Here is an 11,950-nt window from a genome sequence, read left to right on the forward strand (position 1 = left end):
GTGGGAGAGTGGGGCAGTGGGGGAGTGGGAGAAATTAACCACTAACCACTAACCACTAACCACTAACTACTAACCACTAACCACTAACCACTAACCACTAACTACTAACTGTTGACAAATGACAAATGACTAATGACTACTCGCAACGCCAAATTTTGACGGTGTCATCATCACTGCCACTTACCAGAGTTTGTCCATGAAGACTGTACACCCCAGGTGTTCTCGGAGGGTAAGCGACGGATCTGACATAGTTATGATGACCAATCAGGGTGGAAATTTCTCTACCTGTATTAACATGCCAAATTTTGATGGTTTTGTCCCAACTACCGCTAGCCAACCACTCGCCATCTGGACTAAAGGCAATTGACCAGACTGGGTGAGAATGTCCAATCAGGGTACGAATTTCACTGCCTGTACTAACTTCCCACAGTTTGATGGTACAGTCACTGCTACCGCTAGCGAGGATTTCCCCATCTGGACTGAAGGCGATCGCATTTACAAAAAAGGAATGTTCGGTAAGGGTACGAATTTCACTGCCTGTACTAACCTGCCACAGTTTAATAGTGTAGTCAGCACTGCCACTGGCAATGATTTCTCCATCTGGACTCCAGGCAACTGACCAAACAGAATCAGTATGACCTGCAAGAGTCCGAATTTCTCTGCCTGAGATCACATGCCATAGTTTAATTGTGCAATCAGCACTGCCACTAGCAAGCATCTGTCCACTCGGACTAAAGGTTACAGAATTCACACAATTGGTATGACCTTTGAGAGTGCGAATTTCTTTACCAGAACCAATCAGCCACAATTTAATCGTCTCATCCCAACTGCCACTGGCGAGAATTTCCCCGTCTGGACTAAAGGCAACGCTATGAACCATGCTGGAATGACCAGAAAACCAACGACCAAGACTACGCAGTAGCTTTCCAGTCTCCAAATGCCATAGTTTGATTGTGTTATCACTACTGCCACTAGCAACAATTTGCCCATCATCGCTAATTGCGACAGTTTGAACCATGCTGTTATGCCCTCTGAGGGTATGTACACACTTCCACTCTCCTTGATCCAGTAAAAAAGTAGTTTGAGAGGATGTGTTTGTAGTAATGAGTTTTGTAGGAGGTATTTCTGTTAGATCCTCTTCAAAATCGGCATCTAGGAGATTCAGCCACTCCTGCACACTTTGAGGGCGTTGCTTTGACTGCAATTCCATCCCACGCAAAATAGCCTGATTTACCTTGTCGCTAAGATTGGGATTGAAATTTTGTGGTGGTTCTAGAGGAATGTTACGGCGTCTTTCCTCGGCGCTGGTTGGTACTATTCCAGTCACCAAGCTATACAAAGTAGCTGCTAAACCGTAGACATCTATGTATTCTCCTCGTGGTGCTTCCAATTCATACTGTTCGGGGGGAGCAAAACCAGGAGTACGATAAACCGTGTGCTTTTGCACAACATTAGGAATAAATTCTCTAGCAATACCAAAATCAATCAAAACAGCTTCTGATTTACCACTGCGGATCATAATGTTGCGTGGTTTAATATCCCGGTGCAACAAACCCTTGCGGTGAATTACCGTCACAGCCTCACCAACTTGCCGGATGTATAGTAGTGCTTCTGCTTCTGGTAGCACTCCCAACCGCTGCAAGCGCTTGCCCATATCTTCGCCTTCGATGTACTCCATCACCATGCAAGGCATATTCCCTTCATCGAAGATATTTTCTATCTGCACTATATGAGGGTGACGACAAACAGCTAATCTAACAGCTTCATCTCGAAAGTCTTGCCTTAACTTGTCTCGGTGTGGTTTCCAGGCTGGATTATTGAGAATTTCTTCTTTAAGAGTTTTAATTACTCGTAATTCACCATATTCGTTTTTGGCGAGGTAAGTAATACCAATTCCACCTTCGCCCAGTTTTCTTTCGACGATATAACGTCCCCCAAACAGCCGTTGTCCTGGATTCCAGACCATTAGTGATAATCGCCCAATGCTGCTATTTATTTTGACACGACAACGAACTGCTATGCTGTAAACAAGTAGCCTTGTATACATTAGCAGGCAAAAGATAAACAAGAAATGTTTATTTTGTATGGGAATTCTGACAGATATTGTAGAAACTGATGCTTTGCATCATTCTCGTCCGTTTGAAATTTATTCAATATAAATATGTATTCTTTTTTAAATTATGTAATTGCCGATCATAAATTACATACACTAAAACATATGAAAAGTCTGGCTCTTTTAGCCCTAGAATAGCTGTCTTCTTGTGCGATGGTATCCGGAATACTGGAGTCTTATATTGTAGCTTCCTATGTTCCTGCTGAAACTGAGAGCTACCCAAAATGTTAACCAATCTTAAATTGAGACAAAAATTTACAATAATACTAGTCCTTATTCTTGTTTTCGGTTTAAGCTTCAGTGGGTTAGCTTTATCTTCTTTGCTAAGGCAAAATGCCACACAGGAAATAGCCTCAACAGGTCTGGCGATGCTTGAAACAATCAGTTCTCTGCGTCAGTACACAGTTACTCAAGTCACTCCAGAACTGATTGATCAATTGGACACTAAATTTCTACCGCAAACTGTATCAGCCTACTCAGCACGGGAAGTCTTTGACATTTTGCGAAAACAACCAGAATACAAGGATTTCTTTTATAAAGAAGCAGCACTTAATCCTACAAACCTTCGAGACAAAGCTGATAATTTTGAGACAGATATTATCAATCGGTTTACCAAAGAAAAAGATTTAAAGGAACTGAGCGGATTTCGCTCATTGCCTGGTGGAGATGTCTTTTACATTGCTCGTCCACTCAGACTTACGGAAGAAGGCTGTTTGATGTGTCATAGCACTCCCGATGTTGCACCTAAAACGATGATTGAGCGTTATGGCCCAGAGAATGGGTTTGGATGGAAATTGAACAGTATAATTGCCGCACAAATTATTTCTTTACCAGCCAGCCAAGTCATAGAAAAAGCTAATAAATCTTCTTTTTTAATCATTTTAATTGTGTCTGCCGTTTTCAGCATTGTCATCCTTTTAGTTAACATTTTTTTGGAGCGCCAAGTAGTTCGTCCTCTTAAGCGTTTAACTCGCGTGGCTGAAGAAGTCAGCACAGGACATATGGATGTTGATTTTCAAGAGCTATCTCATGATGAAATTGGCAATCTTGCCAAAGCTTTTAAACGCATGAAATTTAGTTTACAAATGGCAATGAACAGACTGAAAAGAAATTCTGGTAGTACAGGAGGTTAAACAATTTAAAAATTAAAATACTAAAATGATTAACTAGTTTATCCAAAAATTTTCAAATAAATATTTCTATAAAAACCAGAAAGCTTTTACTTAAACGCTTTGTCTTTATTAAGAGATTATTGATAAAAAAATATTTATGTAGACTTCACTAATTATTGGTGCCAAACTCTTGCATTTTTGGATTTTAATAATCTACATTATTCTATATTCTAATTTTATGACAGGCAAACTATCATGTAATTAAGCGCAATTTAAAAACCTAATCGCAAATCTAACATTTTACTGACATATTTTAAGTAAGTTAAGATTATGTTAAAAAATTTGAAATTGAGGCAAAAAGTTACAATCCTGCTGCTGGTAATTCTGGCATTCGGTTTGAGCTTAAGTGGGTTCGCTCTGTCTTCTGTATTGAGGCGGAATGCTCAACAAGAAATTTCCTCAACAGCGCTAATGTTGATGGAAACCATGATTTCTGTTCGGCAGTACACTAACGCTCAAGTTAATCCAGTACTCGTTGATAAATTAGAAACTGAGTTTTTACCGCAAAGTGTGCCTGCTTACTCAGCACGAGAAGTCTTTGAAAATTTGCGAAAAAAACAAGATTATCGAGAGTTCTTTTATAAAGAAGCGACGCTCAATCCTACTAATCTTCGGGATAAAGCTGACAACTTTGAGACAAACATTGTTGAGCGCTTCCGCAAGGAAAAAGGCTTAAAAGAATTGAGCGGGTTTCGCTCACTTCCTGGCGGAGATATTTTCTATATCGCTCGTCCGCTAGCAATTGCCGATCCAGCATGCCTGAAGTGTCACGGTACACCAGATCAAGCACCTCAGAGTATGATTCAGCGTTACGGTACGGCTAATGGTTTTGGTTGGCAATTAGGTGAAATTATAGGTGCTCAGGTTATCTCTGTACCAGCTAGCAAAGTTATCCAAAAAGCCTATCAATCTTCTCTTTTGATTGTAGGGCTTGTATCCATTGTTTTTATCGTCGTCATTCTTTTAGTTAACATCTTTTTGAATCGACAAGTAGTTCGTCCTCTTAAACGTATAACTCGTGTGGCTGAAGAAGTCAGCACCGGACATATGGATGTTGACTTCGATCAGTTATCTAATGATGAAATTGGTAATCTTGCCAGAGCCTTCAAACGCATGAAGTTAAGTTTAGAAATGGCAATGAAACGACTCAAACGTCCTCATGGAAATACACGTGGTACAGGAGGTACAGGAGGTACAGAAGGTATAGAAACTTAAATACTTAATACCAATTCTCTGTAACAATGCGCTTAATATTTATATAGCCCAAACCCTAGAAGAGTTGAGCTATAAAAACTAAGCCCGCGTAGGCGGGCTATATTAAGCGCATCTTTATAGATAAATGGTATAAGCCTTTGACGTTGTATACTTCAAGCGTAATAAGTAGGTCAACATAATTAAACGTAAAATATCTTGTATTTTATACGGGCGGGCAGGATGCCCACCCCACAATATTATTAAACCTCTTGTGGGGTGGGCTTCTAGCCTGCCCCGTTTTTAGTTTATTTATGCTTTTCTACTTAATTTATTGGCGATCAGTTCTTTGTAGAACACAAAAGACTAATCGCCAATATTCGTTTCAACTATAAAAAGTAATATTTACAAGCACATTAGCTTAAACTTTTATGAAAATAACCGTCTGGTAAATTCAAGTGCTGCTTGCGGTTCTGGTATTTCTCTAGCTAAGAGTTCAACAAATTGGTAAGGTGTCGCTTGCGGATTTTCAGCTAATGCGTCTTCTATTACTAAACTTGCGATCGGCCCAATGTAGAAAGCTAAGGCTTCTTGACAACGCTGTACAAAAGCAGCGTTGAGGGAGGTAATTTGTTGATTTTGAGAAGTTTGTTGGCCTTGGAAGGTTTTTTGAGTGCGAGAAGTGGGTTGATTTTGAGAAGTTTTTTGAGTGCGAGAAGTGGGTTGATTTTGAAAAGTTTGTTGAGTGCGAGAAGTGGGTTGATTTTGAGAGGTTTGTTGATTTGGAGTGGGTGGTTGACTATGGAAAGTTTGTTGAGTTTGGAAAGTTTTTTGATTTTGAAAAGTGGATTGATGTTGAGATGGTTCTTCGTTAAATGGTTCTTCGTTAAAAGGTGAAACCAGAACTGTTTCATCTGTAGATGGATTGGGGGAGTTCGTCGATGCCATCACAGATTGAGATTCAGGAGCGAGTATGGTGGGAGGAACATCAAACATTGTTGATGGCGATCGCACTTGAGCTTGTTCCAAAAACTCAAGATCCCTAACAACTTCTTGAGCTGTTTGATATCGCAACCTGGGTGTATCTGCCAGCATTTTATCTAATATTTGAGCAAATTCATCGCCGACATAGGTGTAGAAACGCCACTTCCACTCCAAGGTGTACTGATCCATTAAAAAGGATGGATCTCTACCTGTAAGCAGCACAACGGCTGTTACCCCCAAAGCATAGAGATCGCTACTAGGAGAACACAACCCCAAACTAATTTGTTCGCGAGGAGCATACCCCACTTTTCCTACTAAAGACATTTTGCCAACAAAAGTGGCTTGATTAGAATTAGTGGGATCGTTGAGGTCGGCTATTTGTTTTCCTACTCCAAAATCAATCAGTACAGGCAAAACCTTGCCTTCTGGTAACATAATATTATCAGGAGAAATATCTCTATGAATAATATGATGTTGGTGGATGTATTCTAAGACAGGCAGTAAGTTCTTCAGCCACCGAATTACTTCTTCTTCTGAAAAAGCTTGCCCTTGAATTTGACGTTCTCGCAAGAGTGCTGAATAGGTTTTACCATTTACATACTCTTGTACTAGGAATAGACGACCATCTCCTTCAAAGCAAGCCAGGAAGCGAGGAATTTGGGGATGTTCCAACTGATGAAGGATTTTTGCTTCTCTTTTGAACAAATTGCGGCATTTTTCTAAGCCTCCTCCCCCTGTACCAATGGGGGCAAATTCCTTCAGAACGCAGGGTTCGTTGAAGCGACGAGTATCATACGCCAAATAAGTCCGTCCCAAACCACCTTGTCCTAGGAGTTGTTGAATTATATAACGGTTATCTATTAAAGTTCCTGAAGGTATTTCCGGCCTGATTAAATGGGACTGAGACATATTACAATACTCCTAGCTATTTTCTATAGAAAATTTGGATATCTTTAACTTCAACTGCTAGAGTATTGGTTTTCGTACGCAATCTGTCAAAATATCTTTAATTTGAATTGCTGAGCAACTCTAGCAGAAAATTAAGATTTATAGTAAATTTCAAGCTTGGGTTTTCCAGATTATCCTCTGGGAGAACCCAATTTGAAGCTTTTACATATAATTACCCTTTTAAAAGAAAGGTAATTTTTTATTAAGAAGTTTATTCATCCGCCAACCCGCCAAATGCCTAATTATTTATCGGTATAACTCTTAGAAAATATGCAAATAAATTATTAAATTTTATGAAGCATCATTCAATTAACTGCTTGCCCGTTAACTTTGATTTTGCTGGGTAGGTGTTTCTGGGAGGAGAATTGCAGGTGTTTGCTTAACTCGTACTTCTAAAGGTCTGACTTTTTCGACTATCTTAATAAACTCCTTGTAATTAGGTATTCTAGCAGCAGGAACGTAACCTGCGTCGCCAGCAATATCAGCAGGTGCATCGTTCATGACTTTTTGGATTTGCTGCTGTTGATTGCGGTCTACCGTCGGTGCAAGCAGCATCACCCCAGGGGGTATCCATCGGCTTGTGTGTAAAATTCTAAACTTGGTTGCACTAAAACTTCGTCGATGAACTTCAAAATCTTGCTCTGATATAGCACCCGCATCAACAGTGCCGTTATCAATCCATTCAAGGATAGTTTTGGGAGTAGGAGCAGAACGGATTTGAGCTAGGGTTAAACCGTAGAGGTCATATAAAGGAACATAGTAACCAGCAGCAGAACCGGCTTCTCCTAAGGCAATGGTCTTATTAGCCAAGTCTGATATTTTTTGAATTGGTTTGTCGTCTCGGACAATCAGTAAAGAGCGTTGTCTACTACTGGCTCCCTCCATTGAAAACAGAGGGATGTAAAGTTCTTTGCCGATCGCGATCGCTGCTAAACCAGGAGGTGCAAACACCATATCCCATCTTTTGTTATGAATTTGGTGAATAGCTTGTAATTCGTTGTAAGCTGGTTCCAGATCAACTATTGACTTAGTTTGTGAGGCAATGTAGTCTTTAAAGCGCTCGTAATTATCGAGTGATACTTTTCCCTCACCATAGCTCACTACACCAATAGTCAGTTTGTCTGGGACGTTGTTTGTTTTTTGCGAATTGCATCCCGTCCCTAGTAGTCCAATTAAGACTAATAGCTGGATAAAAAAACGCGGCCAAATCAAAATAATAGTTTTCATAATTATTAAATTACTGTAAAAGGAGATGATAGGGTGTAAGTAATTTTAATTATCTCTTTTTAAGATGGTATAGAAAGGCGATCGCACCAAAAAATTAACCTTGATTGCAGTAAATGTTGCTATTTTCAAAAATATGTTGACTAATATTAGGTTGTTCCCGATCATTATAGAAATAAGTAATTGACTCGGCGTAAATAAACATGATAGGCAATCGTTGTTTGTTGTGTGTTGTTTGTTGGTTGTTCCAAATAACAAATAACAACCAACTACCAACAACTCTCTTAGTTTACTCATGTGCAACTGCTGAGCTAGCCTACAAACTCATCCGGAAAATTATTCATAATTTTTTTAGGGTCAGGGTGTGAATTTAATTAGATAACTAGGTTTAAGAAATCTCATGGCAGGGAGCTTTGAAGAAGCCACGCTTGTAAGTCCTCAACCTTTTTTGGAACTTAATAATCAAGGTCAAACCCTACGGCTTTATCTCCAAAAAGATGAGCATCGCTTAGGGCGTGGTCGGGACTGGGCAGATTTAGAAGTACCGATAGGCTGGGAAGTCTTCTCTAGAAAACAGGCTATCTTACGAAAAGAAGGAGAAGATTATCGGATTTATGATGGTGATGGTATCAATCCCAGCCGCAACGGCATATTTTTAAATCAAATTCGCATTGATCCCTCCACAGGCTACCTGTTAAAAAATGGAGTGCAGTTAGAAATCGGTCAATCTCCTCATAACCGAATTCAGCTAGATTACTTTAATCCAGTTGATGCTCCAGCAACAATCCCCTCTCACCGTCGCTTGGTATTAAAAGGTTTGAAAGATTGGCCTGTGCAACTCGGTCGGTCTCCCAAACCGGATCGCTATTCCTCAATGCAGTTAGATGCACCTACCGTTTCCCGTCTACACGCTGCGATTTATCCTGATGGGAAAGGAGGACACATTCTCCAAGACTTGAGTACCAACGGTACTTTTGTCAACGGTCAACGAATCTCAAAACGTGTACAACTAGCGGATCAAAGCAGGATTCAGATTGGCCCGTTTAGCCTGCTTTATCGCCCAGACTGCTTAGAATTACTGGATAGTGGTAGTCAAATTCGCCTTGATGTCCACCGATTGAAACGCAAGGTCAAAGACAAAGAGGGACGCGAAAAAGTTATTCTTAACGATGTGTCTTTGGTGATTGAACCAGGACAATTGGTGGCATTAGTTGGCGGTAGTGGTGCTGGTAAGTCCACCTTGATGAAATCTTTATTGGGAATTGAACCGGTATCTTCTGGCACAGTCTATCTGAACGGGCACAACTTGCGGCAAAACTGGCCAATTTATCGTTCGCAATTAGGCTATGTCCCCCAAGATGATATTGTGCATCCCGATCTTAGAGTTGAGGAAGTTCTAGCTTATGCTTGCAAGCTAAGATTGCCACCCGATATAAATGTTAAGGATGTAGTTGATAAGACCTTAGACCAAATTAAGCTCACTCACGTCCGGACAAATTTTATACGTAATCTCAGTGGGGGGCAACGCAAACGTGTCAGCATCGGTGTAGAACTTTTAGCAGACCCAAAACTGTTCTTTTTGGATGAACCAACTTCTGGTCTTGATCCTGGTTTAGACAAAGAGATGATGCGCCTGCTGCGGGAGTTGGCAGACCAAGGGCGGACAGTGGTATTAGTTACCCATGCTACAGCTAATATTGAGGTGTGCGATCGCATTGCGTTCATGGGTAGGGGTGGCAAACTTTGCTACTTTGGCCCTCCCCAGGAAGCACTACGCTTTTTTGAGATGCCCTCAGAAGACTTAAAGTATTTTTCAGATATCTATATCAAACTCGACCAGGGCGGTAGTGCGAAGGATGTTACAACAATCGTTGACAATTGGTCGCACAAATACGAAAGATCGCCAGAATGCCAAAAATACGTAAAATCGCAGTTAAAGCCTGGTAAAGATAATACTTCTAAACCGGATGATAGTATCCACACGGGGATATCTCCGCTTAAACAACTGTGGTTGTTGAGTCAACGGTATCTGCAATTAGTATTACGCGATCGCGCTAGTATAATTTTCTCTTTGGTATCGGGGCCGATCGCGATCGCGCTGACTGCTTGGATCTTGCGAGACGAGACACCGCTAAAAAAACTCGATCCGGCAGAAATTACTCAAGGCCCGCTAGCACTCAAAGTACTATTTATCTTCAGCTGTATAGGAATTTGGGTAGGACTTTCTAGTTCCGTGCGGGAAATTGTCAAAGAAGCAGCCATTTATGCGCGAGAAAGACTCATCAACTTAGGCTTATTTCCTTATTTGGGTTCTAAAGTTCTGATTCGTTCTGGTTTAGTTTTGCTGCAAACTCTGTTAATTGTTGCAGCTGTCTTAGTGGGTTTTAAATTACCAGAATCTAATCTTATGCCTTGGTTATTGGGTTTGGGTATTACTACTTTTTTAACCCTACTAGCCAGTGTTAGTCTCAGTTTAATGATTTCTGCTTTTGTTAAAAGTGAAAACGAAGCAAATAGTATTCTTCCCTTGATTATGATTCCCCAAATCATTCTCTCAGGAGTGCTGTTTGAATTGACAGGATTAGCGGCTAAACTAGGTTGGCTAACAATTAGTAGATGGTCAATTGGTGCTTATGGAGTCTTAGTTGATGTTAATGCAATGGTTCCAAAAAGTACTCCAGGCGCACCATCTTTAGATAATATTTTTGAAGCTTCTTCTGTTTACGATCTTACTTGGAAGAATTTGGGTTTAAATTGGGGAATTTTGGGTGTGCATACATTGGTTTATTTAGTTGTGGCACTATTGTTGCAAAAACGGAAAGATATTGTGTGAGAGATGGTTATTAAAAATATCACGTAAAGGCGTAAAGTTGTTTTTGATATCTTCGCATATTGGTGTGAGTTGAATCGCTATATATCTCTTAAGATGGATATAAAAGACATTATAAATGCACTCAATACAGGTAAAGTTATTAAATCTAGACACAGCATAAGTGAAGCTCTTGCCGACTCTCTCAACATTGAAGAAATATACTTTTCAGTAGAGCAGGGTGCCGAAATTATCGAAGATTACCCAGATGCATATCCTTTACCTGCTTGTCTAATATTGGGATGGAACTCAACAGGTGAACCTATTCATAGTGTTTGGGCATACAATCAAGCTAACCAAACAGTAAAATTAATCACTGTTTACCGTCCCGATCCTAACCGTTGGATTGATTGGAGGATAAGAAAATGACACTGAAAAAATTAGCAGATTGGGCGCAGTCGCAAATCAATAATACTGCACAGCCGGAAGTTAGACCAGACATTGGCGTGACTGTTTTACAGTTAATTGATGAACTCGAACAGCTACAAAATCGTGTTAAAGAATTAGAGGCGAAACAATCAACTTTAGCTTAGACTTAAAACCTCTTCACCAAAGATTTCGATATGACAATGAATAGCAGATTTAATTGTTTCACGAGTTGACAAAGTAATCACTCTACACAAGACGGCCGTAGCGTGCTACAAAATTCTGATCTGGATTTGCTTGATTATGCAACCAAGCCCACATCTGATCGCCTAAGGAAAAATGCCACCACTCGCGAGGGTTGCGTTTAAATCCGGCTTTTTCCATCACATCACACAATAGTAAACGGTTCCCATGATACTGCTGTACTTCTGGAATATCGCTAATAGCATAGTAATCGGGGAGCGATCGCTCTGACAATTCATCAATAGGCGAACCCATATCCACAACTTCCCCTGTCTCATCCACCAACGTTACATCCACAGCAGCACCAGTACTGTGAGGCGGTGGTGTTTTTTTATCTAAACTGGGTTCAGCCCAAATTTTATAAACTTCCTGCCAAATCTCTTGGCGCTGGGTTGCAGATAACTCAGCCTCAACAAATCCCCTTTCGCGCACAACTTCGGCAAAAGTGTAATCTACCATAAACTGCTGGACAGCCACTGGACGATAAGCGTCAAAAATTTGAATCCGCCAATCAGGACGTAGCAATTGCAGGTGATTTTGCGCTGCAATCAAACTATCAACAAGGCTTTGGCGGAGAAAATAAGGGGAATGTTCGCCATAAGGCGCACCTAACTTTTCATATGGATGCGGAGACTCCACCGCAAACAATTCTAGGGGAATTGCTACGAGAGGTTGACCACACTCTTGAATTGGAACTTGATGATACGGTCTCATTAATATTTTTATCAGAAAAATGGGTTTAAAACCTCGCCCTTCTAGGGCGACTTTACTTTTGTATGCCTTTAGTTTACCATAGTAGATATAGTTTGGTAAGCACAGTGTTAAAAGCCTACAAGTACA

9 protein-coding genes are annotated in these 11,950 nt (G+C 40.5%); 5 read left to right on the top strand and 4 right to left on the bottom strand.

Annotated features, from left to right (window positions below):
- Window positions 1-136: 136 nt before the first annotated feature.
- Window positions 137-1,966 carry a serine/threonine-protein kinase gene (locus tag HXY43_RS06155; RefSeq protein WP_290881223.1) on the bottom strand — a complete coding sequence of 610 codons (1,830 nt, stop codon included), beginning with the start codon at window positions 1,964-1,966 and terminating at the stop codon, window positions 137-139.
- Between the two features lie 371 nt (window positions 1,967-2,337).
- Here HXY43_RS06155 and HXY43_RS06160 point away from each other — a divergent pair, with 371 nt between their 5' ends.
- Window positions 2,338-3,246 (top strand): DUF3365 domain-containing protein, encoded by a 909-nt coding sequence (locus tag HXY43_RS06160; RefSeq protein ID WP_026732828.1) that lies wholly within the window; start codon window positions 2,338-2,340, stop codon window positions 3,244-3,246.
- A 309-nt stretch (window positions 3,247-3,555) separates the two neighbouring features.
- Window positions 3,556-4,500 carry a DUF3365 domain-containing protein gene (locus HXY43_RS06165; RefSeq protein WP_290881227.1) on the top strand — a complete coding sequence of 315 codons (945 nt, stop codon included), beginning with the start codon at window positions 3,556-3,558 and terminating at the stop codon, window positions 4,498-4,500.
- A gap of 405 nt (window positions 4,501-4,905) precedes the next feature.
- Here HXY43_RS06165 and HXY43_RS06170 read toward each other — a convergent pair whose 3' ends face one another.
- Together HXY43_RS06170 and HXY43_RS06175 are read right to left on the bottom strand one after the other, a co-directional pair.
- Window positions 4,906-6,369 carry a protein kinase gene (locus HXY43_RS06170; RefSeq protein ID WP_290881228.1) on the bottom strand — a complete coding sequence of 488 codons (1,464 nt, stop codon included), beginning with the start codon at window positions 6,367-6,369 and terminating at the stop codon, window positions 4,906-4,908.
- 363 nt (window positions 6,370-6,732) lie between these two features.
- On the bottom strand, window positions 6,733-7,635 hold the full coding sequence (locus HXY43_RS06175) for a PhnD/SsuA/transferrin family substrate-binding protein (RefSeq protein WP_290881231.1): 903 nt from the start codon (window positions 7,633-7,635) through the stop codon (window positions 6,733-6,735).
- Between the two features lie 397 nt (window positions 7,636-8,032).
- Between HXY43_RS06175 and HXY43_RS06180 the strand changes: the two genes are divergently transcribed.
- The 3 genes from HXY43_RS06180 to HXY43_RS06190 all read left to right on the top strand — a co-directional run bounded on the left by HXY43_RS06180 (window position 8,033) and on the right by HXY43_RS06190 (window position 11,034).
- A complete protein-coding gene (locus HXY43_RS06180; protein ID WP_290881234.1) occupies window positions 8,033-10,465 on the top strand; it encodes an ATP-binding cassette domain-containing protein in 2,433 nt (810 codons plus the stop codon).
- Window positions 10,466-10,558: 93 nt separating this feature from the next.
- On the top strand, window positions 10,559-10,870 hold the full coding sequence (locus HXY43_RS06185; RefSeq protein WP_290881236.1) for a DUF4258 domain-containing protein: 312 nt from the start codon (window positions 10,559-10,561) through the stop codon (window positions 10,868-10,870).
- Window positions 10,867-11,034 carry a hypothetical protein gene (locus HXY43_RS06190; RefSeq protein ID WP_290881238.1) on the top strand — a complete coding sequence of 56 codons (168 nt, stop codon included), beginning with the start codon at window positions 10,867-10,869 and terminating at the stop codon, window positions 11,032-11,034. Before HXY43_RS06185 ends, HXY43_RS06190 begins: the two co-directional genes overlap by 4 nt.
- Window positions 11,035-11,116: 82 nt before the next feature.
- Here HXY43_RS06190 and HXY43_RS06195 read toward each other — a convergent pair whose 3' ends face one another.
- On the bottom strand, window positions 11,117-11,824 hold the full coding sequence (locus HXY43_RS06195; RefSeq protein ID WP_290881240.1) for a M15 family metallopeptidase: 708 nt from the start codon (window positions 11,822-11,824) through the stop codon (window positions 11,117-11,119).
- Window positions 11,825-11,950 lie beyond the last annotated feature (126 nt).

Source organism: Fischerella sp., from assembly GCF_013388695.1.
GTDB lineage: Bacteria > Cyanobacteriota > Cyanobacteriia > Cyanobacteriales > Nostocaceae > PCC9605.

Excerpts from the sequence above, each read along its gene's own strand:
- HXY43_RS06155 (WP_290881223.1), bottom strand. The coding sequence starts at position 1,966 with ATGGTCTGGAATCCAGGACAACGGCTGTTTGGGGGACGTTATATCGTC.
- HXY43_RS06160 (WP_026732828.1), top strand. The coding sequence starts at position 2,338 with ATGTTAACCAATCTTAAATTGAGACAAAAATTTACAATAATACTAGTC.
- HXY43_RS06165 (WP_290881227.1), top strand. The coding sequence starts at position 3,556 with ATGTTAAAAAATTTGAAATTGAGGCAAAAAGTTACAATCCTGCTGCTG.
- HXY43_RS06170 (WP_290881228.1), bottom strand. The coding sequence starts at position 6,369 with ATGTCTCAGTCCCATTTAATCAGGCCGGAAATACCTTCAGGAACTTTA.
- HXY43_RS06175 (WP_290881231.1), bottom strand. The coding sequence starts at position 7,635 with ATGAAAACTATTATTTTGATTTGGCCGCGTTTTTTTATCCAGCTATTA.
- HXY43_RS06180 (WP_290881234.1), top strand. The coding sequence starts at position 8,033 with ATGGCAGGGAGCTTTGAAGAAGCCACGCTTGTAAGTCCTCAACCTTTT.
- HXY43_RS06185 (WP_290881236.1), top strand. The coding sequence starts at position 10,559 with ATGGATATAAAAGACATTATAAATGCACTCAATACAGGTAAAGTTATT.
- HXY43_RS06190 (WP_290881238.1), top strand. The coding sequence starts at position 10,867 with ATGACACTGAAAAAATTAGCAGATTGGGCGCAGTCGCAAATCAATAAT.
- HXY43_RS06195 (WP_290881240.1), bottom strand. The coding sequence starts at position 11,824 with ATGAGACCGTATCATCAAGTTCCAATTCAAGAGTGTGGTCAACCTCTC.